This window comes from Streptomyces sp. NPDC006365 (genome assembly GCF_042870755.1).
GTDB classification, from domain to species: Bacteria; Actinomycetota; Actinomycetes; order Streptomycetales; family Streptomycetaceae; genus Streptomyces; species Streptomyces xiangluensis.
Genome location: NZ_JBIAHS010000005.1, coordinates 195,949 through 217,913 on the forward strand (window position 1 = coordinate 195,949; position 21,965 = coordinate 217,913).

A 21,965-nucleotide genomic window follows, 5' to 3' on the forward strand; every position below is an offset into this window, starting at 1 on the left:
GGTTCCACAGGCGGGCCCTACGGTTTGCGGGGGGGGCGGGGGGGGGGGGGGGGGGGGGCCCCAACCCCCCCCCCCCGCGGGGGGCGGCGCCCCCCCCCCCCCCCCCCCCCCCCCCCCACGGCGCTTTTCTGTTGACACCGCGACAGAACCGCCGACCCCGCCGTTCCCCCTCGCTGTGACGTATGGCACCATGCTGGCCACCCACCGGCACAGCCCTCACAGGAGACACATCTCTCGTGCAGCAATCCGCCGTCCCGGAACTGGCACACACGCATGCCCGCCCGATCCACTGGGTCGCGACAGCCACCGCCCTGGCCGGAGTCGTCGCGGCCTCCGCATTCCTCCAGCCCGACGAGGCCACCGCCGCCCAGCCCGGCCGCGGCGCCCAGTCCGCCCCCGCCGCCACGGCGCCCCCCGATCCCACCGGCGTCGACTTCCCCGTGGAGTGCGGCCCCACCAAGGTCATCGTGCAGAAGAAGGCCTCCGGAGACCTCGACGGCGACGGCCGCCCCGAAACAGTCGCCGTGGTCCGCTGCGATGCGATCGCAGGCGCCCCGCCCAACGGCGTTTACGTACTCACTCAAGCCGCCGACGCCACCGAACCCCGCATCGTCGCCACCCTCGTCGACCCGAAAGACCGCCTAACCGTCAAGGATTTCGCCGTAAGTGACGCCTCCGTCACCGCGACCTTGCTCGGCTACTCCTCGTCCGACGTCCCGCGTTGCTGCCCAGACGTGGACGAACGAGCCAAGTGGCAGTGGAAAAACGGCACATTCGTCCGCTCTGTCCCTGCTGGTGCCCAGAGTGTGTGACCAAACAGACATACCGGAACGGCCCGGAACGTAAAGTGACTTGACGTGACCGTCGAACTACTCCGCGTCCGGGCCGTACACCTCGGCCTTGTCCGAAACCCGACGCACGTGGATGCACTCGCCGGGACACTCCTTCGCGGAGTCGGCAACATCACGCAGAAGCGTCAGGGGGACGGGCGTTGAAGCCCCCGGGGCCTGCAACAACTCCTCGTCGGAGCCCTTCACATAGGCCAGTCCGTCGATGTCCAGCTCAAAGACCTCGGGTGCATACTGGGCGCAGATGCCGTCGCCGGTGCAGAGGTCCTGATCGATCCACACCTCCAGGTCCTCGCCGCCGACGCCGGCCTCTTGCTGAACGCTCATGACTCCTGCCGATCCTGTGCCGAGCGAACCGGAATAAAACGCAAGTCGGCCCAGCTCTGACGGGTGTTGAACACTTAGACCCTACCTGTGCCCGCTTTCTCATCCCGTTCAGTGGGTATTTCCCTGGCGTGAGGGAGAGCGCAAGGGTGAAGATCGGACACACCCCGACCGTCTTTGTGATCTAGGGGTTTCAATCGACACCCACCCAGGTAGGGTCTGGAAGCGTCCAGCTCCCCTTGGAGGAGGTGAGGACCGTGGCAGCCCACGACGACGACATGAACCGCGGCATCCGCCCGGGACGAGGGTCCGAGGACCCGGCCGGGCAGATCGCCTATCTTGAGCAGGAGATCGCCGTCCTGCGACGCAAGCTCGCCGACTCTCCGCGACACACGAGAATTCTCGAAGAGCGGATCGTCGAGCTGCAGACCAATCTGGCCGGCGTGTCCGCGCAGAACGAGCGGCTCGCCAACACCCTCCGAGAGGCCCGCGACCAGATCGTGGCTCTCAAGGAGGAAGTCGACCGGCTCGCACAGCCGCCGGCCGGCTTCGGTGTCTTCCTCATGGCGAACGAGGACGGCACGGCCGACATCTTCACCGGGGGCCGCAAGCTCCGGGTGAACGTCAGCCCCAGCGTCGAGCTCGAAGAGCTCCGGCGCGGCCAGGAAGTGATGCTCAACGAAGCGCTCAATGTGGTCGAGGCCATGGAGTACGAGCGAGTCGGGGACATCGTCACCCTCAAGGAGATCCTCGAGGACGGCGAGCGCGCCCTGGTACTCGGGCACACCGACGAGGAGCGGGTGGTACGGCTCGCCGAGCCGCTGCTGGACGTCACCATCCGTGCCGGCGACGCACTCCTGCTCGAACCCCGATCCGGCTACGTCTACGAGGTCGTACCCAAGAGCGAGGTCGAGGAGCTCGTCCTCGAAGAGGTCCCCGACATCGGCTACGACCAGATCGGCGGTCTCGGCGGCCAGATCGAGGCGATCCGCGACGCGGTCGAGCTCCCGTACCTCTACCCCGACCTCTTCAAGGAGCATGAACTGCGGCCGCCCAAGGGTGTGCTGCTGTATGGGCCTCCCGGATGCGGTAAGACACTCATCGCCAAGGCCGTGGCCAACTCACTGGCCAAGAAGGTGGCCGAAGTGACCGGCCAGGCCGCCGGCAAGAGCTTCTTCCTCAACATCAAGGGCCCCGAGCTCCTCAACAAGTACGTCGGAGAGACCGAGCGGCAGATCCGCCTCGTCTTCCAGCGTGCCCGTGAGAAGGCCAGCGAGGGCACACCCGTCATCGTCTTCTTCGACGAGATGGAATCCCTCTTCCGCACCCGCGGCTCCGGCGTCAGCTCGGACGTGGAAAATACGATCGTCCCGCAGCTGCTCGCCGAGATCGACGGCGTGGAAGGCCTGCAGAACGTGGTCGTGATCGGCGCCTCCAACCGTGAGGACATGATCGACCCGGCCATCCTGCGCCCCGGGCGCCTCGATGTGAAGATCAAGATCGAGCGCCCCGACGCCGAGGCGGCGAAGGACATCTTCGGGAAGTACCTCACCGAGCGGCTACCGCTACACGCCGACGACCTCGGCGAGCACAGCGGCAGCAAGGCGACCACGGTTCAGAGCATGATCCAGACGGCCGTCGAGCACATGTACGCCGAGACCGAAGAGAACCGCTTCCTCGAGGTCACCTACGCCAACGGCGACAAGGAAGTTCTCTACTTCAAGGACTTCAACTCCGGCGCCATGATCGAAAACATCGTCGGCCGCGCCAAGAAGATGGCCATCAAGGACTTCCTGGAGCACAACCAGAAGGGCCTCAGGGTCTCCCACCTCCTCCAGGCCTGCGTGGACGAGTTCAAGGAGAACGAAGACCTGCCCAATACTACAAACCCGGACGACTGGGCCCGTATCTCCGGAAAGAAGGGCGAACGGATCGTCTACATCCGCACCCTCATCACCGGAAAGCAGGGCGCAGACACCGGACGCTCCATCGACACGGTGGCGAACACCGGTCAGTACCTGTAAAAGACAGGGCGACTGCGGGTGCCCTCAACGGGTACCCGCAGTCGACTGTTTTCCAGGGCACCACCGGAGCAGAGCAATGACGCAAATGATCTCCCCACCAGCGCAAAGGCGTTCTAGGCTCTTCCATACCGCCGAGTTGCGCAGTGCGGGGACGGGCACCGCACACGCACCGGAGAACCAGCGGTACTTGAGCGGCGCCCCCGACCGAGGGTGCCGCCGGGCAAGGAGGGCCGCATGACCGTACGGCGAGTAATGGGCATCGAGACGGAGTACGGAATCTCCGTCCCCGGCCACCCCAACGCCAATGCCATGCTCACCTCGTCCCAGATCGTCAACGCCTACGCGGCGGCGATGCACCGGGCGCGCCGCGCCCGGTGGGACTTTGAGGAGGAAAATCCGCTGCGGGACGCCCGAGGCTTCGACCTCGCCCGCGAGGCCGCCGACGCCAGCCAGCTCACCGACGAGGACATCGGCCTCGCCAATGTCATCCTCACCAACGGGGCACGGCTCTACGTCGACCACGCACACCCCGAATACAGCTCACCAGAGGTAACCAACCCGCGGGACGCCGTCCTGTGGGACAAGGCCGGCGAACGCATCATGGCCGAGGCCGCCGAACGCGCGGCCCAGCTCCCCGGCGCCCAGCCGATCCACCTCTACAAAAACAACACCGACAACAAAGGCGCCTCCTACGGCACCCACGAGAACTACCTGATGAAGCGGGAAACCCCCTTCTCGGACATCGTGCGCCACCTCACCCCGTTCTTCGTCTCACGCCAGGTCATCACCGGCGCAGGCCGCGTAGGCATCGGCCAGGACGGCCACGAACACGGCTTCCAGCTCAGCCAGCGCGCCGACTACTTCGAAGTCGAGGTGGGCCTCGAGACGACTCTGAAGCGCCCGATCATCAACACGCGTGACGAGCCGCACGCGGACGCCGAGAAGTACCGCCGCCTGCACGTGATCATCGGCGACGCGAACCTCTCGGAGATCTCCACGTACCTGAAACTGGGTACGACCGCACTCGTCCTGTCCATGATCGAGGATGGCTTCATCGCCGTCGACCTGGCCGTCGACCAGCCAGTACGCACCCTCCATCAGGTCTCGCACGACCCTTCGCTGCAGCGCCTGATCACACTCCGCAGCGGCCGGACACTCACCGCAGTACAACTCCAGATGGAGTACTTCGAACTCGCACGCAAATACGTCGAGGAACGGTACGGCGCCGACGCGGACGAACAGACCAAAGACGTACTCACCCGCTGGGAAGACGTCCTCGGCCGCCTGGAAAGCGATCCCATGAGCCTTGCCGGCGAACTCGACTGGGTCGCCAAGCGGGAGCTCATGGAGGGCTACCGACGCCGCGACAGCCTCGAATGGGACGCGGCACGGCTGCACCTCGTCGACCTCCAGTACGCCGACGTACGCCCCGAGAAGGGCCTCTACAACCGCCTGGCGGCGCGCGGCAAGATGAAGCGCCTCCTGGACGACACGGATGTGGAACGGGCCCGCACGAAACCTCCGGAGGACACACGCGCCTACTTCCGCGGACGCTGCCTCGAGCAGTACGCGGACGACGTCGCAGCCGCCTCCTGGGACTCGGTGATCTTCGACCTCCCCGGCCGCGACTCACTCCAACGCGTACCAACCCTCGAGCCGCTTCGCGGAACGCGTAATCACGTCAAGGAACTCCTTGACCGCTGCCGCACAGCAGAAGACCTGGTCAAGGTCCTCTCCGGTGGCTGAACGAGCCCAGCCGGACCCACTGGCAGCAGGTCACAGGCAGGGTGGAAAACAGCGGCGTCCGGGAATCATGAAGGTGGTGCCCGGACGTTGTAGCAACTGCGGGGCCGATGTCGGACCCTGCTTGTAGGGTCTGATCAAGAACGTCGAACCGAGCGGGGTGAGGGTTATGGCGACCAAGGACACCGGCGGCGGACAGCAGAAGGCGACGCGGTCCACCGAAGAGGTCGAGGAGACTGCGCAGGACGCGCAGGCATCGGAAGACCTCAAGGAACGCCAGGAGAAGCTGAGCGACGACGTGGACTCCGTCCTGGACGAGATTGACGACGTACTCGAGGAGAATGCCGAGGATTTCGTGCGGTCCTTCGTTCAAAAAGGCGGGCAGTAGATTACTTTTACCTTCGAATCGAAGGTAAGGGGCTGGGGAGTGATCGAACAGGCGGGATTGCGGCGCTGCTCGCGGTGCAAGGAGAACAAGCCGCGGGCGGCGTTTGCGAGTAACAAGTCCATGCCCGACGGTCTCCAGGCGTACTGCCGGGAGTGCTCTGCTGAGTACTACCGGCAACGCCAGGAGGCCAAGGGGAGGGCTGTGCGTGTCAAGGTGTCAGTCCCGCGCGGGCACAAGCGCTGCCCCCAGTGTGAGGAAGTGAAGCCACACGCTGAATGGGAACCCAACAAGTCCACCTCGGACGGCTGGGCGAGCTACTGCCGTGAGTGTCGTGCCAAGCGGATGCGTGCGAGCTACTTCAAGCGCAAGTACGGCATCACTGAAGCCGAGCGTGACGAGATGATCGCCTCTCAAGCAGGTGTCTGCTGCATATGTTCGGCTGCCCCTGCCGCACATGTTGATCACTGCCACGAGACGGGTAGGGTCCGAGGCGTACTGTGCTTCAGCCGCAACGCTGCACTGGGGCAGTTCAAGGATCGGCCCGACGTGATAAGGCGGGCTGCGACATACGTGGAAGGAAACGCGTGGAAGCCAACACTCGTAGCACCGGGCGTCTACCGGCTGCCTTCCTGACGCCCGGGTCGTCGTCCTTCATGGACTTCCTGTCCGATCACCAGCCTGAAATCCTGCCGGGGAACCGGCAGTTGCCTCCCGTTCAGGGTGTGATCGAGGCGCCGCACGGCACCACCATCGTGGCCACGACCTTCCCCGGCGGCGTCGTACTCGCCGGTGACCGGCGGGCCACCATGGGCAATGTCATCGCGCAGCGGGACATCGAGAAGGTGTTCCCGGCTGATGAGTACTCGGCGGTGGGGATCGCGGGTACGGCGGGTCTGGCTGTTGAGATGGTGAAGCTCTTCCAGTTGGAGCTGGAGCACTTCGAGAAGGTCGAGGGTGCCCAGCTCTCCTTGGAGGGCAAGGCGAACCGTCTGTCGACGATGATCCGGTCGAACCTCGGCATGGCCATGCAGGGTCTCGCCGTGGTGCCGATCTTCGCCGGTTTTGACGTGGACCGCGGGAAGGGGCGCATCTTCTCGTACGACGTCACGGGTGGTCGTTCCGAGGAGCATGGTTTCGCGGCGACGGGCTCGGGTTCGATCTTCGCGCGCGGTGCCATGAAGAAGCTGTACAGCGAGGACCTGACCGAGGAGCAGGCGACGACGCTTGTCGTGCAGGCCTTGTACGACGCGGCCGACGACGACTCGGCGACCGGCGGCCCCGATGTTGCCCGCCGGATCTATCCGCTCGTCACCGTGATCACCGAGGACGGGTTCCGCCGTCTTACCGACGAGGAGTCCTCCGAGATCGCCCGCTCGATCCTGGAGCGGCGCCTGGAGCAGCCCGACGGCCCGCGTGCGGCGTTGCTCTGACTGCTGCGGCCCTCCAGAAGGCCAAGGCCCCTGTTTTCCAGGTGATCCAGTGACTTCCACAGAAAGGGACGGATAGCCGGTGTCGACGCCGTTCTATGTCTCACCCCAGCAGCAGATGGCCGACCGGGCTGAGTATGCCCGCAAGGGCATCGCCCGTGGTCGCAGTCTGGTTGTGCTGCAGTTTGCCGACGGCATTGTCTTCGTCGGCGAGAACCCGTCCCGTGCGCTGCACAAGTTCAGCGAGATCTATGACCGGATCGGCTTTGCGGCCGCCGGCAAGTACAACGAGTACGAGAATCTCCGCATCGGTGGTGTCCGCTACGCCGACCTGCGGGGTTATACCTACGACCGTGACGATGTGACCGCTCGCGGTCTTGCCAATGTGTATGCCCAGACGCTCGGCACGATCTTCTCCAGCGGGGCGGAGAAACCGTATGAGGTGGAGTTGGTGGTCGCGGAGGTCGGGGTGACGCCCGACGGTGACCAGCTCTACCGGCTGCCGCACGATGGATCGATCGTGGACGAGCACGGCTCGGTCGCGGTGGGTGGTAACGCCGAGCAGATCAGCAGTTATCTCGATCAGCGTCACCGGGACGGTATGACGCTGGCCGAGGCGCTGAAGCTGGCCGTTCAGGCCCTGTCCCGGGATACCGACGGCAGCGAGCGGGAGATTCCCGCGGAGCGTCTTGAGGTGGCGGTTCTGGACCGTACGCGTCCCCAGAAGCGCAAGTTCAAGCGCATTGTGGGCGCCCAGTTGTCCCGTCTGCTGGAGGCCGGCAGTTCGGACAGGGCTGCGGACGCCGCCGAGTCCGATGGTTCTGACGATGCCGATGGGTCGGATGCGTCCGAGGAGAAGTAAGTCCGCCAGTCATCACCCTTTGCGCCCCGGCCCCGCCTTGCAGCGGGGCCGGGGCGCATCGGTGTTCAGGACGGGCGTGGTGGCGCTGTGGAGCCCCGTACGACCAGATCGACGGGGATGTTGCCCTCCGGTGGTGTTTCGCCCCCCAGGACCGCGAGGAGGGCTGTCATGCCGCGTTCGCCGAAGAGTTCGGCGTCGAGGTGGACGGTGGTGAGTTCGGGTTCGATCGCTGTGGCGAGGGCCAGGTCGTCGAAGCCGGTCACCGAGAGGTCTTCGGGGATGCGCAGGCCGAGGCGGCGGGCGGCCTTGTAGGCGCCGACGGCGAGCTTGTCGTCGTCGCAGACGACGGCGGTGGGCCGGGGGTCCCCGTGCAGGGCGCTCTCGGCCGCGGCGAGTGCTCCCTCGATGGTGATCGGCGCCTTTGCCGTGCGTACCTCGGTGTCGGCTGCCTGTCCCACGCGGGTGGCGAGTTCCCGGGCGCGTACGTGGAAGGTCCAGGAGTCGATGTCGGCGGCCAGGTGCAGGAACCGGCGGTGGCCCAGTGCCAGCAGGTGTTCGGTGATCTGGCGCATGCCGTCTGTGATGTCGAGGTTGACGGTCGCGGCGCCGAGGCTGCCGGCCGGGTCGCTGTCCAGCATGACGAGGGGGAGGTCGTCGCCGCGGATTTCCGTGAGGGCTTCGGAGGCCATGGAGGAGGCGATGACGCCGTCCAGCGCGGCTCGTGCGGAGGCGAACGGGTCCGGGGCAGGCCCGATGCCCTCGGGTGAGGGGTACAGGACGACGCCGAAGCCGTGTTTCGCGGCGATGCGGGCGGCTCCTTCGTAGACGGCGGCGAAGAACTCGTTGGTGAGTGCGGGCACCACCAGGAGGGCCGTGCGTGCCTGGCCGAGCCGTAGGTTGCGGGCGGCGAGGTTGGGCCGGTAGCCGAGGTCCTGTGCCGCCTGGCGTACGCGCGCGGCTGTCGCCTCGGAGACTCGTCCGCGCCACTTGTCGCCCAGTACGAGGGAGACGGCGGCCTGGGAGACTCCGGCGGCCTGGGCGACGTCGCGGCTCGTGGGGCGCGTGCTTCCTCGTGCCACCGTCGACCTGCTCTTTCTGCTGGACTCGCGGATAGGGCACATGGTACGTATGACGGCGGGCGTTATACGTACAACTTGAGCTGCCACGGGCTACGAGAAGGGCGGGACATGGCCGCGCGCTACCTGGAGATCCTCAGAACGAGGCATGCAGCCCGGCTGCTGGTCGGCACTCTTGTGGGGCGGCTGCCGAACGCCGTGGCCGCGATCGCCGTCCTGCTGTTCGTCCGCGCCGAGGGCGGCAGCTACAGCCTCGCCGGCGCGCTGGCCGCGGTGTACGGGGTGTCGAATGCCGTGGGGCAGCCGTTGCTCGGGCGCCTGGTGGACCTCCACGGGCAGCCGCGTGTGCAACTGCCCGCCGCGCTGGTCTCCGCCCTCGGCATGGCGGTGTTCGCCTTCACGGGCATCGGGGCGCTTCCGCTGGCGTACGTCCTGATGGTCGTCGCCGGGTTCTTCACGCCGCCTCTGGAGGGCGGTCTGCGGGCGCTGTGGCCCACGGTTCTGCGCAGGGAGGACCAGGTGCACACGGCGTATGCGATGGATGCCGTGGCGCAGGAAGTCATGTTCACCGTGGGGCCATTGCTCATCACGCTGTGTGTGTCGCTGTGGTCGGCGCAGGCCGCGCTCCTCGTACTGAATGTCATAGGGGTGCTGGGGGCGCTCTCCGTGGTGGTGTCGCTGCCTTCGCGCGCGTGGCGTTCGGCGCCGCGTGAGGCGCACTGGCTCGGGGCCTTGCGTTCGGCCGGTCTGCTCGTCCTGCTCGGCGCGTTCCTTTTCGTGGGGATCGCGCTGGGCTCGATCAACGTCGCGGCGATGTCGTACGCGGATGACAACGGCGGCGACGTGACGTACGGCTGGCTGATGGCCGCCATCGGGCTCGGCGCGCTCGTCGGGGGCACCGTGTACGGGGCGCGGCAGTGGAGCGGTGCACCGGGGCGGCGGCTGCGTGTGCTTGTCGCGCTTCTGGCGGTGTTCTACGTACCGCTGACGCTGACGCCGGGCGCGGTCGCCATGACGGCGCTGATCGCGCTCTCGGGGTTGTTTCTCGCGCCCTGTATCGCCTGTGCGTTCGTTCTGGTGGACCGGCACGCGCCGAGGGGCACCGTCACCGAGGCGTTCTCCTGGCTTGTGACGACGTTCACGGTGGGGATGTCGGTCGGGACGGGTCTCGCGGGGCCGGTCGTCGAGTGGGGCGGAGCGGTGTGGGGTTTCGCACTGCCGGGTGTCGCGGGGGCCGTGGCGCTGCTGGTTCTGCTGGCCACGGGGCGGGTCCTCGCAGCTGCGGGCGGCGGCGGGGTGGTTGAAGTCGCATCGGAAAATGATCGAAACGGTGCAGGCGAACCTCGTTTCAGCGCAGGGCATCAGGCGTAATGTTCAGTCATGGACCGCCGCATTTTCGGGCTGGAGAACGAGTACGGCGTCACGTGTACGTTCAGGGGACAGCGTCGACTGTCTCCCGACGAGGTGGCGCGGTACCTCTTCCGCCGTGTCGTGTCATGGGGCCGCAGCAGCAATGTCTTTCTGCGAAACGGCGCCCGCCTCTATCTCGACGTGGGGTCACATCCGGAATACGCCACACCGGAATGTGACAACGTGACAGAACTCGTCACCCACGACAAGGCCGGCGAGCGCATTCTGGAAGGACTCCTGGTAGATGCCGAACGACGCCTGCACGAGGAAGGAATCGCGGGCGACGTCTACCTCTTCAAGAACAACACCGACTCGGCGGGCAACTCCTACGGCTGCCACGAGAACTATCTGGTGGCCCGCCACGGGGAGTTCTCCCGGCTCGCGGACATCCTCATCCCGTTCCTCGTCACCAGGCAGCTTCTCTGCGGTGCCGGCAAGGTGCTGCAGACCCCGCGGGGCGCGGTGTACTGCGTCAGCCAGCGGGCCGAGCACATCTGGGAGGGCGTCTCGTCGGCGACGACCCGTTCCCGGCCGATCATCAACACGCGTGACGAACCCCACGCGGACGCCGAGCGCTACCGTCGCCTGCATGTCATCGTGGGTGACTCGAACATGTCCGAAACGACCATGCTGCTCAAGGTCGGCGCCACCGATCTAGTCCTGCGCATGATCGAGGCGGGCACGGTGATGCGGGATCTGACCCTGGAGAACCCGATCCGGGCGATCCGCGAGGTCAGCCATGACATCACGGGCCGCCGCAAGGTGCGCCTGGCCAGCGGCCGGGAGGCCTCCGCTCTGGAGGTGCAGCGTGAGTACTACGAGAAGGCCGTGGACTTCTGCGAGCGCCGCGGCATCCGCACCGGCACCGTCGAGCAGGTCCTCGAGCTGTGGGGCCGCACGCTGGACTCGATCGAGTCCGAGGACCTCGACCGGATCGGCACCGAGATCGACTGGGTGATGAAGTACCAGCTCATCGAGCGGTACCGCGCCAAGCACAACATGACGATGTCGCATCCTCGGGTCGCGCAGATAGACCTCGCGTATCACGACATCCACCGTCGTCGAGGGCTGTACTACCTGCTGGAGAAGAAGGGACAGGCCGCCCGGATCTGCAATGATCTGAAGATCTTCGAGGGCAAGTCCGTGCCGCCGCAGACCACCCGCGCGCGGTTGCGCGGCGACTTCATCCGGCGGGCGCAGGAGCAGCGGCGGGACTTCACCGTCGACTGGGTCCATCTCAAGCTGAACGACCAGGCGCAACGCACGGTGTTGTGCAAGGACCCGTTCCGTTCCGTCGACGATCGAGTGGAGAAGCTCATCGCCGGAATGTGAGCTGTCAGCCGCGGTCGTTTTTGCGGAACGCAACACAGGGCGCCGTACGTTCTTCGTACGGCGCCCTGCTCACGCCGTAGAGTTGCGCGCACGCCAACCGCAAGATCGACCGATACGAGGCCCCCACCGTGCGCCGACGCTCACTTCTGATTGCCGCTCCTGCCGGACTGCTCACGCTCGCCGGCTGCGGTGGCGACGACACGGCCGACAAGGACAAGGCCAGCAGCAGTACGTCCCCCTCGGCGTCCCCGTCGGCCAGTGCGCCCCCACCGCCGAAGCTCGTTGACGGGCCGCTGCCGGCCATCACCGCCGGTGCCAAGTTCGGCGAGAAGCCGACCGTGGCCAAGGGCAGCGGTGATCCTTCGAAGGACCTCGCGGTGAAGACGGTCGTCGCGGGCAACGGCAAGACGCTGGCCGAGGGCGACTTCGTCAAGGTGAACTACCTGGCACAGGTCTGGACGACGGCGAAGGTCTTCGACAACTCCTACGACCGTAAGACGCCCATCGTGATCCAACTCGCCCAGGGCCAGGTCATGGACGGCTGGCGCTACGCCCTGATGGGCAAGAAGGCCGGCAGCCGCGTTCTGATGGCCGTGCCGCCGGCCTGGGGCTTCGGTGAGCAGGGGAACGCCCAGGCGGGCGTCAAGGGCACCGACACGCTGGTCTGTGTCCTCGACGCCCAGGACACGTTCAACGCGAAGAGCTCCGCCGAGGGCTCCGAGGTCGCGCAGGACAACATCGATCTGCCCAAGGTCGGCACCAACACAGATGGCAAGGCTCCCTCCATCGAGGTGCCGAAGGGGGACGCGCCGACGAAGCTCGTCGCGAACTACATCCTGGAGGGGGACGGCGAGGAGGTCGCGGCGAGCGACAGCGTCCTCGTGCAGTACAAGGGGGTGCTCTGGGCCGACGGCAAGGAGTTCGACTCCACGTACAGCAGGCAGCAGCTCACCTCGTTCTCGCTGCAGCAGGTCGTCAAGGGCTGGGCGCAGGGCCTGACCGGGAAGAAGGTCGGCAGCCGCGTACTCATCGTCGTCCCGCCGAAGCTCGGGTACGGCGACAGCCCGCCGCAGGGCAGCACCATCAAGAAGGACTCGGTGCTGGTCTTCTCGGTCGACATCCTCGCGAAGATGTGAGGCGTGCGGGATGTAAGACTGTCGGGGTTGCCCCAGTTGCCTTTCGCACACAGCAGGAGCCGAATCGTGAGCATCGAGAAGCCGGAGATCGACTTCCCCGAAGGCCCGCCGCCCGCGGACCTCGAGATCAAGGACATCTGGGAGGGCGAGGGGCCGGTCGCGAAGGCCGGCGACTTCGTGAAGGTCCACTATGTGGGCGTGGCCTATTCCAGCGGCGAGGAGTTCGACGCCTCCTGGAACCGTGGTACGCCGCTGGAGTTCCAGCTCGGCGTCGGCCAGGTCATCTCCGGCTGGGACCAGGGTGTGCAGGGCATGAAGGTCGGCGGGCGCCGTCAGCTGACGATCCCCGCCCACCTCGCGTACGGCGACCGCGGTGCCGGTGGTGGCCGTATCGCGCCGGGCGAGACGCTGATCTTCGTCTGCGACCTGGTCGCGGTCTGATCTTCGCGGGGTCCGTCCGCGAGTGACTCGCGGCCCGGTCTTCGTACGCCGTGTGATCTGGTCCGACCGGACCCGATCAGCTGGGGCCCATGCCTGTCGGGCATGGGCCCTCGGCTTTTGCCACGACACCACGGAGCGGTACGGTCATCGATCGGAAGCACCATAGGGAAGGGCGTCGATGGCCATTGCCAAGGCCGAGCGGCTGATGAACCTGGCGCTGTGTCTGCTCGGGACGCGGCGGCCGCTCAGCAAGCGCGAGCTGCGCGACTCCATCGAGGCTTACGTCGAGGCCTTCAGGCCGGGTAGTGGTGCAGTCGGCTCGGACGACTCCTTCAACCGGATGTTCGAGCGCGACAAGGACGATCTGCGCGAGCTCGGCCTGGTCATCGAGACGGTGGAGAGTCTGGACGGCGAGGTCGGTTATCTCGCCCGCCGGGACAGCAACCGGCTACCGCCCATCGCGCTCGACGCCGAGGAGGCCGCCGCCCTGGGCCTGGTCGCCAAGGTCTGGCAGCAGGCCCGCCTCGCGGGCGCGGCGAGCGGCGCCCTGCAGAAGCTGCGCGCGGCCGGGCTGCCCGAGGACGTCGACCCGTACGAGGCCCATGGCGCCCTGGAGCCGCACATCCCCGTGCACGAGGCGGCCTTCGAACCGCTGATGCTCGCCTGCCGTGACCGCCGCCCCGTCGCCTTCGACTACCGCAAGGCCACCGCCGCCCACCCCGAGCCCCGCATCGTCGAGCCCTGGGCGCTGGAGTGCTGGCGCGGCCACTGGTACCTGGCCGGCTGGGACCGCGACCGGGGCGCCGAGCGGGTGTTCAGGCTGTCGCGGATCACCGGCAAGGTCCGTACCCGGAGCGGGAAATTCACGGCCGAGGTGCCTGATGTCGTCACCGTGCGGGAGACCGTCGCGAGCTGGGCCGGAGAGACCGCCGACCGCTCCGCGCTGATCCGGCTGCGCACCGGGGCGGGCTATCCGCTGCGCGCCAAGGCCGTGTCCGTACGGGAACTGGGCGACGGTTGGGACGAGTTGGAGATTCCGTACGGACATGGCCTGGACGCCTGGCTCGTCGAGTTCGGGCCCGATGTGGTGGTCCTGGAGCCCGCCGAGCTGCGGGCCGATGTCGTGGACCGGCTGCGCGCCGTGGCCAAGGGCTGAGGGGGCGTAGGAGAAGTGGCGGGAAAACCGGTCAGGCCCGTGAGTGCCATCGACCAGACGCGGCGGATGTTGTCCCTGGTGACGTATCTGCGGGAGCGCCCCGGTGCGCGCGTCGGTGATGTCGCGCGGGCCTTCGGGATCTCCGAGGACGAGCTGATCTCCGACCTCGATGTGCTGCCGCTGTGCGGGACCAGTTTCCGTGGCGGCGATCTGCTGGACATCGACACCGACGGCGACCGGATCTGGTGGCGTAACCCGGGCGCCCTGGGTGCGGAGGCGGCCGAGCCGCTGCGGATCGCCGCCGACGAGGCGACCGCGCTGCTGGTGGCGGCCCGGGCCGTGGCGACGCTGCCGGGGCTGCGTGAGGGCGACCGGCAGGCGCTGCTGCGGGCCACCGCCAAGGTGGAGGCCGCGGCGGGTGAGGCGGCGGGTGCCAGTGCCCGGCTGTCGGTGACGTTCGAGTCGGAGGGCGGGGTCTTCGCGGACGTCGACCGGGCGATCTCCGAGCGGCGCCGACTGTGGATCCGCTACTACTCGCCCGGGCGTGACGAGCTCACCGAGCGTGAGATCGACCCGATCCGCCTGGTCAGCGTCGGCCACACCTACGTGGAGGCCTGGTGCCGCCGCTCCGAGGCGCGGCGCACCTTCCGGCTCGACCGGGTCGCGGAGATCCGCATCCTGGACGAGCCGTCCGCGCCGCCCGAGATCCAACTGCGAGACCTCTCCGAAGGGCTGGTGCAGCCCGCCGCCGAGGATCCCGAGGTGGTCGTCGAGGTCGCCCCGGGCGGGCGCTGGGTGGCCGAGTACTACCCGCACGACAGCGCCGATGAACTCCCCGACGGCGGGCTGCGTATCACCCTGCGTGCCCCCGATCCCGCCTCGCTGCGCCGCCTCGCGCTGCGGCTCGGGCGGGACGGCCGGATCGTCTCACCGCGGGAGGTCGCGGACAGCGCCCGGCAGGCGGCACGCGAGGCGCTCGCGGCGTACGACGTGCCACAGGGCGATGGGGGTCCCCCCGCTCGAGCGGAGCCGAGAGTGGGGGAGGGTCTCCCCGAGGAGCCGCACGGAGTTCAGGAAGGGCTGTACGGCAGGCAGGAGCAAGGGCTGTGAGCAGGTCGGCGATGTCTGGTGCGCAGGGAATGTCCGTGACATCCGCTTTCTCGGGCATGACGAGAGTGGATCCCGTGGTTTTCAAGGCCGCCTGCCCCGACTGCCGCGCCCACTTCGAACTCTCCGCGAACGCCCTCCGCCTGGCGATCGGCGCCACGCCGCGGACGACCTTCTATTCCTTCACCTGCCCGGAGTGCGAGGCGGCGGTGCGCAAACCGGCCGGTGAGCGGATCGTGGAGCTTCTCACCGGCGGGGGAGTGCGGACCCTGCGGCTGCACTCCACCGTCTAGGGGCGGCGCATGTTCTGGCCGATGCTCGCGATCGCTGTGGGTTTCCTGGGAATCGCCGTGCTCGGCGTCCTCGCCGTCAGGGTCTTCCTTGAAGCCGAGCGCCTGGGCAGGCAGGTCACGGACTCCGCACGTCGGATCAGTCGCGCGGCAGAAGACCTGGAACGGGCCTCCGAGGCCGCAGCGCGCTCCGTGGATGTGCTGTGAGCCGTCCCCGCCGGGCGGTTTGAGTCACTCGACCTGTCAGCTTCCCAGCATCGCCAGGTACGCTGCTGGACGCGGCCCCGAGAACGAGGCGCGGGCCGCAGACCGGGAGTACGCACAGGGATTGCCTCGCGTTCACCCCTGCGCGTTACGATCGCTGTCAGCACGATCCTCGGACAGGTGTCCGACGGGTCGGACGGCAACCCCGCCCCAGCCGCCTCGGTGAGAAGGTAAAGACTTATGTTCGGAAGGCTCGGAGCTCCCGAGATCATTCTCATCCTCGTCGTCATCATCCTGCTGTTCGGCGCGAAGAAGCTTCCGGACATGGCTCGCTCCCTGGGCAAGTCCGCTCGCATCCTCAAGAGCGAGGCCAAGGCGATGAAGACCGAGGGCAAGGACGACAGCGCCACCCCGGCAGGTCCGCCGCACGACGACCAGCAGCCCCCGGCCCAGCGCACCATCCAGGCCGCGCCCGGCGATGTGACCAGCTCCCGCCCGGTCACCGAGCCGACGGACACGACCAAGCGCTGACGCAGGGCCGGTGACCTCCGGCCCGCTGCACGAGATGGGAACGTGGGTTGCTCAAGTCTGCCCGCAAGAAGGAAGAGAAGGATCCCGAGGGGCGGATGCCCCTCGCGGAGCACCTTCGTGAGCTCCGCAACCGGCTCGCGAAGGCGATGCTGGGCATCGTCCTCGTCACGATCGTCGCCGCCTTCTTCTACAACGACATCATCAACTTTTTCACCGAGCCCATCCTCAAAGAGGTCGGCTGCTCGAAGTCGTTCGAGGAACTGGCGCAGGCGTCCGACGACAGCAACCCCTGCGCGCGGATCACCATCAACGGCCTGATCACGCCCTTCACCCTGGCGCTGAAGGTGTCCCTCATGGCCGGCGTCGTCCTCGCCTCGCCGGTCTGGCTCTACCAGCTCTGGGCGTTCATCGCGCCCGGCCTGCACAAGGGTGAGAAGAAGTACGCCTACGCGTTCGTCGGCTCCGGTGTCCCGCTGTTCCTCATCGGCGCTTTCTTCGCGTACAAGGTGCTCCCCACCACGGCGAAGGTCCTGATCGAGTTCACGCCCTTCGGTGTGGACAACCTGCTGCCGCTGGACGATCTGCTCGACCTCGTCACGCGCATGGTGGTCGTCTTCGGACTCTCCTTCGAGCTGCCGCTGCTCCTGGTGATGCTCAACATGACCGGGGCGATCTCCGGCAAGCGCATGGCCGGCTGGTGGCGCGGCATGATCATGGGCATCACGCTGTTCGCCGCGATCGCAACGCCCAGCACGGACCCGCTGACGATGATGGCGCTGGCCGCCCCCATCTGGATCCTGTACTTCTTGGCGACCGGATTCTCGCTGCTGAACGACCGTCGCAGGGCCCGCCGCGAGGCCATGGGCCCGGACGACGACGAGGCCTCCGAACTCGACCTGACGCCCGAGGACATCGGCGAGATCGAATCCGTCTCGGCCAGCCGCGCGCTGCCGGCGCAGACGGACACCGACCGCCGGCGCGATCCCGACCGGGTCAACGGCTACGACGACGTGACCTGACAGACGCGCACCGGGACCGGCCCCGCACACCTGAGCTGGGTGGATTCCCGGTGTGCGAGGCCGGATCCGGATATTGATCGTCCTGTTGTCAGTGGCTGACGGTACGCTCGAAAGCACGATGACAGAGGATCTCTCACCGGCCGAGCGGTACGAGGCGGCGCGGCGGCGCGCTGCCGAGCAGGCCACCGCGCTCGCCTCCTTCCGCGAGATGTACGACTTCGGCCTCGACCCCTTCCAGATCGAGGCCTGCCAGGCACTCGAAGCGGGCAAGGGTGTGCTGGTGGCCGCGCCCACCGGCTCGGGCAAGACGATCGTGGGCGAGTTCGCCGTCCACCTCGCTCTCCGGCAGGGCAAGAAGTGCTTCTACACCACGCCCATCAAGGCGCTGTCGAACCAGAAGTACACCGATCTGGCACGGCGTTACGGCGCCGAGAAGGTCGGCCTGCTCACCGGCGACAACAGTGTCAACGCCGATGCCCCGGTGGTCGTGATGACCACTGAGGTCCTGCGCAACATGCTCTACGCGGGCTCGCAGACCCTCCTCGGCCTCGGCCACGTCGTCATGGACGAGGTGCACTACCTCTCCGACCGCTTCCGCGGCGCCGTCTGGGAGGAAGTGATCATCCACCTCCCCGAGTCGGTGACCCTGGTGTCGCTCTCGGCGACGGTGTCGAATGCCGAGGAGTTCGGCGACTGGCTCGACACCGTCCGCGGCCACACCGAAGTGATCGTCTCCGAGCACCGCCCTGTACCGCTGTTCCAGCACGTGCTCGCCGGACGCCGCATCTACGACCTCTTCGAGGAGGGCGAGGGCCACAAGAAGGCCGTCAACCCCGACCTCACCCGCCTGGCCCGTATGGAGGCGACCCGGCCCTCGTACCAGGACCGCAGACGGGGCCGCAATATGCGAGAGGCCGACCGTGAGCGCGAGCGGCGGCAGAGATCGCGCGTGTGGACACCGAGCCGCCCCGAAGTCATCGAACGGCTCGACGCCGAGGGGCTGCTGCCCGCCATCACGTTCATCTTCAGCCGCGCCGCCTGCGAGGCCGCCGTCCAGCAGTGCCTGTACGCGGGCCTGAGACTGAACGACGACGAGGCACGCCACAAGGTCCGCGCCCTCGTCGAGGGACGTACGTCCTCGATACCGGCCGAGGACCTGCACGTCCTGGGCTACTACGAGTGGCTGGAAGGCCTGGAGCGCGGCATCGCGGCCCACCACGCGGGCATGTTGCCGACATTCAAGGAGGTCGTCGAGGAACTGTTCGTACGCGGTCTGGTCAAGGCCGTGTTCGCCACCGAGACCCTCGCCCTCGGCATCAACATGCCTGCCCGTTCGGTGGTGTTGGAGAAGCTCGTCAAGTGGAACGGCGAGCAGCATGCCGACATCACTCCCGGCGAGTACACGCAGCTGACCGGCCGCGCAGGGCGCCGCGGCATCGATGTCGAAGGCCACGCCGTCGTGCTGTGGCAGCGCGGCATGAGCCCGGAGCACCTCGCGGGCCTCGCGGGCACGCGCACGTACCCGCTGCGCTCCAGCTTCAAGCCGTCGTACAACATGGCGGTGAATCTCGTCGAGCAGTTCGGCCGGCACCGCTCGCGCGAACTCCTGGAGACGTCCTTCGCACAGTTCCAGGCCGACAAGTCGGTCGTCGGGATCTCCCGCCAGGTGCAGCGCAACGAAGAGGGCCTCGAGGGCTACAAGGCCTCCATGACCTGCCACTTGGGCGACTTCGACGAGTACGCGCGACTGCGTCGCGAACTCAAGGACCGCGAGACCGAGCTGGCCAAGCAGGGCGCGGCGCAGCGGCGTGCGGAAGCGGCCGTGGCGCTGGAGAAGCTCAAGCCCGGCGATGTGATCCACGTGCCGACGGGCAAGTTCGCGGGACTTGCGCTGGTGCTGGACCCCGGGCTGCCTGCCGGGCGGTCCAACGGCCACCGCGGCTTCGAGCACCACGACGGGCCGCGGCCCCTCGTCCTCACCGCCGAGCGGCAGGTCAAGCGCCTCGCGTCGATCGACTTCCCGGTGCCCGTCGAGGCGCTGGAGCGGATGCGCATCCCGAAGTCGTTCAACGCGCGTTCGCCGCAGTCGCGCCGCGATCTCGCGTCCGCGCTGCGCACGAAGGCCGGGCACATCGTTCCCGACCGGCATCGCAAGCGGCGCTCCGATGCCGTCGACGACCGGGAGATCGCCCGGCTGCGCACCGCCCTGCGCGCCCACCCCTGCCATGGGTGCAACGACCGCGAGGACCACGCCCGGTGGGCCGAGCGCTACCACCGTCTGCTGCGCGACACCTCACAGCTGGAGCGGCGCATCGAGGGGCGGACGAACACCATCGCCCGTACCTTCGACCGCATCGTCGCGCTCCTGACCGAGCTCGACTATCTGCGCGGCGACGAGGTCACCGAGCACGGCAAGCGGCTTGCCCGGCTCTACGGAGAGCTGGACCTGCTCGCCAGCGAATGCCTGCGCGCCGGCGTCTGGGAGGGCCTCGCCCCGGCCGAACTGGCCGCGTGTGTCTCGGCATTGGTGTACGAGGCCCGCGTCGGCGACGACGCGCTGGCACCGAAGCTGCCATCCGGCAAAGCCAAGGCCGCGCTCGGTGAGATGGTCCGCATCTGGGGCCGCCTGGACGCCCTGGAGGAGGAGTTCCGGATCAGCCAGACGGAGGGCGTCGGCCAGCGCGAGCCGGACCTGGGCTTCGCCTGGGCCGCGTACGAATGGGCCTCCGGCAAGGGGCTCGACGAGGTACTGCGCGAGGCCGAGATGCCCGCCGGTGACTTTGTGCGCTGGTGCAAGCAGGTCATCGACGTACTCGGCCAGATATCGGCGGCGGCGCCGGTGTCCGGTACCAAGGACTCCACCGTCGCGAAGAACGCGCGGAAGGCTGTGGACGGGCTGCTCCGGGGGGTTGTCGCCTACTCGTCGGTGGGATGATCGGGCGTTCGGCTGCCGGCACAGGCCTCTCTCGTATCAGTCACTGAGCGACTTCAGGTAGGCGCGCCAGCCCCCGTACTCCGTGATGTCCCGTGCATCGTCGAGCGCGCCCGGCTCGCACAGGAATCCCGGTACGTCGCTGCCGTCGGCCAGCGTCACCCGGCCCAGCGTCATCGGCCGGGGCAGCGTGGCGGTGAGGCGGCCGAGACCCTCGGCGGGCAGTTGCCAGACCTCGGCCTCGATCGCGGCTCCGTTCGCGCCGACGTGGACCAGGCCCGGCTTGGGCGGGTCGGTGGTCAGGGCGTGCAGCCGGTAGACGGGGGCGGTTCGGGTCGTACGCTCCAACTGGGCGCCCAACGCGAGAAGTTGGCCGTTGAGGGGCTGGTCCGACAGGTGCGCGCCGAGCACGGCGAGCCGGACGGGCGGCACTTCCAGGGTTCTGGCGATGCGAGCGAGACGTTCGTCGGTGAACGCGGGGCCGATCAGCATGACGCCGAAGGGCAGCCCCGCCACCTGGCCCGCCGGGACGGCGACTGCGGCCAGGTCGAAGAGGTTGGTGGAGTTGGTGAAGCGGCCGAGGCGGGCGTTCGTGCCCAGGGGGTCGCCGGCTACCTCGGCGAGGGTGGGATGGCCGGGCGTGGTCGGCAGAAGCAGGGCGTCCGCGTCGCCGAGTGACTCCAGCGCGCGGGTGCGCAGGGCTGCCAGGCGGTCCTGGTCCGCGAAGAGCTGGTGCGCCGGGATGTCCCGGGCCCGGGTGATGATTCCGGCGACCGTGGGATCGAGGCCGTCGCCGCCCTCGGAGAGCAACTTGTCGACGAAGCTCCCAACGGCTGTGTAGCGCTCGGCCACGAAGGCGCCTTCGTAGAGCATCGTGGCGGCCTCCGTGAAGGGGGCGAGGTCCATGGTGCGCAACTCGGCGCCTGCTGCACGTAGTTGGGTCACGGCTGACTCGTATGCCCTGAGCCAGCCCTCGTCCATTTCGCCGAGCTGGCCTCGGGGAGGGACGGCTATGCGCCAGGGGCCCGGGGTGCGCTGGGGGAGTGCGGGTAGTTCTCGGGCGGGTGGGGAGGTCAAGTGGGTGAGGGCCTCCTCCGCCTCCGGGAGGGTGCGGGCGAAGACCGTTACGCAGTCCAGGGAGGCGCAGGCCGGGACCACGCCTTGCGTGGGGACCAGGCCTCGGGTGGGTTTCAGGCCGACGATTCCGTTGAATGCGGCGGGGACGCGTCCGCTGCCCGCGGTGTCCGTGCCCAGCGCGAAGTCGACGATGCCGCACGCTACCGCTACGGCTGAGCCGGAGCTGGAGCCGCCGCTGATTCTCTGCGGGTCGATGGCGCCCCGCACGGCGCCGTGCGGGGAGCGGGTGCCGACGAGGCCTGTGGCGAACTGGTCCAGGTTCGTGGTGCCGAGGGCGATCGCGCCTGCCGCGCGCAGGCGGGCGACCGCCGGGGCGTCTGCCTCCGGCCGGTATGCGTAGGAAGGGCAGCCGGCGGTTGTGGGCAGGCCCGCTACGTCGATGTTGCCCTTCGCTGCGAACAGTCGCCCTGCGAGGGGGAGGTGTTCGCCTGCGGCCACCCGTGCGTCGATCGCGCGGGCCTCTGTCTCGACCTCCGCCCTGGGGCGCAGGTCGATCCAGACCTCGGGGCGGTCCACGGCCTCTATGCGGGCGTAGGCCATCTGGACTCGGGTCAGGGTCTGGGACCGGGGCGACATCG

21 protein-coding genes are annotated in these 21,965 nt (G+C 67.9%); 18 read left to right on the forward strand and 3 right to left on the reverse strand.

Annotated elements, in window-relative coordinates; genetic code table 11:
* Positions 1 to 236: 236 nt before the first annotated feature.
* Entirely contained in the window at positions 237 to 812 is a 576-nt protein-coding gene (locus ACFYO0_RS16875; RefSeq protein WP_388675889.1) for a hypothetical protein, read from the forward strand.
* A 57-nt stretch (positions 813 to 869) separates the two neighbouring features.
* On the opposite strand, the gene ACFYO0_RS16880 is transcribed toward ACFYO0_RS16875, so the two are convergent.
* Positions 870 to 1,175 (reverse strand): ferredoxin, encoded by a 306-nt coding sequence (locus tag ACFYO0_RS16880; RefSeq protein WP_386344471.1) that lies wholly within the window; start codon positions 1,173 to 1,175, stop codon positions 870 to 872.
* 254 nt (positions 1,176 to 1,429) lie between these two features.
* Here ACFYO0_RS16880 and arc point away from each other — a divergent pair, with 254 nt between their 5' ends.
* From arc to prcA, 6 genes are all read left to right on the forward strand, one after another.
* Complete coding sequence (gene arc, locus ACFYO0_RS16885; protein ID WP_344393485.1) at positions 1,430 to 3,196, forward strand: proteasome ATPase; 1,767 nt, start codon at positions 1,430 to 1,432, stop codon at positions 3,194 to 3,196.
* 234 nt (positions 3,197 to 3,430) lie between these two features.
* Positions 3,431 to 4,942, forward strand: a complete 1,512-nt coding sequence (gene dop, locus ACFYO0_RS16890; RefSeq protein WP_388675891.1) for a depupylase/deamidase Dop — start codon at positions 3,431 to 3,433, stop codon at positions 4,940 to 4,942.
* Between the two features lie 166 nt (positions 4,943 to 5,108).
* Positions 5,109 to 5,327: a ubiquitin-like protein Pup gene (locus ACFYO0_RS16895; protein ID WP_251411117.1), complete on the forward strand. Its 219-nt coding sequence runs from the start codon at positions 5,109 to 5,111 to the stop codon at positions 5,325 to 5,327.
* Between the two features lie 399 nt (positions 5,328 to 5,726).
* Positions 5,727 to 5,960 carry an endonuclease VII domain-containing protein gene (locus ACFYO0_RS16900; protein WP_388676575.1) on the forward strand — a complete coding sequence of 78 codons (234 nt, stop codon included), beginning with the start codon at positions 5,727 to 5,729 and terminating at the stop codon, positions 5,958 to 5,960.
* On the forward strand, positions 5,912 to 6,757 hold the full coding sequence (prcB, locus tag ACFYO0_RS16905) for a proteasome subunit beta (RefSeq protein ID WP_388675894.1): 846 nt from the start codon (positions 5,912 to 5,914) through the stop codon (positions 6,755 to 6,757). Before ACFYO0_RS16900 ends, prcB begins: the two co-directional genes overlap by 49 nt.
* A 79-nt stretch (positions 6,758 to 6,836) precedes the next feature.
* Complete coding sequence (prcA, locus tag ACFYO0_RS16910; protein ID WP_388675896.1) at positions 6,837 to 7,616, forward strand: proteasome subunit alpha; 780 nt, start codon at positions 6,837 to 6,839, stop codon at positions 7,614 to 7,616.
* 65 nt (positions 7,617 to 7,681) lie between these two features.
* On the opposite strand, the gene ACFYO0_RS16915 is transcribed toward prcA, so the two are convergent.
* The gene (locus ACFYO0_RS16915) at positions 7,682 to 8,695 is read right to left on the reverse strand and encodes a LacI family DNA-binding transcriptional regulator (RefSeq protein WP_388675898.1); all 1,014 of its coding nucleotides are present in this window, start codon (positions 8,693 to 8,695) and stop codon (positions 7,682 to 7,684) included.
* 108 nt (positions 8,696 to 8,803) lie between these two features.
* Here ACFYO0_RS16915 and ACFYO0_RS16920 point away from each other — a divergent pair, with 108 nt between their 5' ends.
* The 11 genes from ACFYO0_RS16920 to ACFYO0_RS16970 all read left to right on the forward strand — a co-directional run bounded on the left by ACFYO0_RS16920 (position 8,804) and on the right by ACFYO0_RS16970 (position 20,253).
* Entirely contained in the window at positions 8,804 to 10,063 is a 1,260-nt protein-coding gene (locus ACFYO0_RS16920; protein WP_388675900.1) for an MFS transporter, read from the forward strand.
* Between the two features lie 9 nt (positions 10,064 to 10,072).
* A complete protein-coding gene (pafA, locus tag ACFYO0_RS16925; protein ID WP_388675903.1) occupies positions 10,073 to 11,434 on the forward strand; it encodes a Pup--protein ligase in 1,362 nt (453 codons plus the stop codon).
* 128 nt (positions 11,435 to 11,562) lie between these two features.
* A complete protein-coding gene (locus tag ACFYO0_RS16930; protein WP_388675905.1) occupies positions 11,563 to 12,570 on the forward strand; it encodes an FKBP-type peptidyl-prolyl cis-trans isomerase in 1,008 nt (335 codons plus the stop codon).
* A 66-nt stretch (positions 12,571 to 12,636) separates the two neighbouring features.
* Complete coding sequence (locus ACFYO0_RS16935; protein ID WP_388675908.1) at positions 12,637 to 13,011, forward strand: FKBP-type peptidyl-prolyl cis-trans isomerase; 375 nt, start codon at positions 12,637 to 12,639, stop codon at positions 13,009 to 13,011.
* A gap of 178 nt (positions 13,012 to 13,189) precedes the next feature.
* Positions 13,190 to 14,167 carry a WYL domain-containing protein gene (locus tag ACFYO0_RS16940; protein ID WP_344393496.1) on the forward strand — a complete coding sequence of 326 codons (978 nt, stop codon included), beginning with the start codon at positions 13,190 to 13,192 and terminating at the stop codon, positions 14,165 to 14,167.
* 15 nt (positions 14,168 to 14,182) lie between these two features.
* Positions 14,183 to 15,277 (forward strand): helix-turn-helix transcriptional regulator, encoded by a 1,095-nt coding sequence (locus ACFYO0_RS16945; RefSeq protein WP_388675911.1) that lies wholly within the window; start codon positions 14,183 to 14,185, stop codon positions 15,275 to 15,277.
* A gap of 11 nt (positions 15,278 to 15,288) precedes the next feature.
* A complete protein-coding gene (locus ACFYO0_RS16950) occupies positions 15,289 to 15,567 on the forward strand; it encodes a hypothetical protein (protein WP_388675914.1) in 279 nt (92 codons plus the stop codon).
* 9 nt (positions 15,568 to 15,576) lie between these two features.
* A complete protein-coding gene (locus tag ACFYO0_RS16955) occupies positions 15,577 to 15,771 on the forward strand; it encodes a hypothetical protein (RefSeq protein WP_386344489.1) in 195 nt (64 codons plus the stop codon).
* 237 nt (positions 15,772 to 16,008) lie between these two features.
* Entirely contained in the window at positions 16,009 to 16,299 is a 291-nt protein-coding gene (gene tatA / locus ACFYO0_RS16960; RefSeq protein WP_165261740.1) for a Sec-independent protein translocase subunit TatA, read from the forward strand.
* A gap of 47 nt (positions 16,300 to 16,346) precedes the next feature.
* A complete protein-coding gene (gene tatC, locus ACFYO0_RS16965; protein WP_388675919.1) occupies positions 16,347 to 17,318 on the forward strand; it encodes a twin-arginine translocase subunit TatC in 972 nt (323 codons plus the stop codon).
* Between the two features lie 73 nt (positions 17,319 to 17,391).
* The gene (locus ACFYO0_RS16970; protein ID WP_388676578.1) at positions 17,392 to 20,253 is read left to right on the forward strand and encodes a DEAD/DEAH box helicase; all 2,862 of its coding nucleotides are present in this window, start codon (positions 17,392 to 17,394) and stop codon (positions 20,251 to 20,253) included.
* Between the two features lie 36 nt (positions 20,254 to 20,289).
* Here the strand turns inward: ACFYO0_RS16970 and atzF are convergent, their stop codons facing one another.
* Positions 20,290 to 21,963: an allophanate hydrolase gene (gene atzF / locus ACFYO0_RS16975; RefSeq protein WP_388675922.1), complete on the reverse strand. Its 1,674-nt coding sequence runs from the start codon at positions 21,961 to 21,963 to the stop codon at positions 20,290 to 20,292.
* Between the last annotated feature and the right edge of the window lie 2 nt (positions 21,964 to 21,965).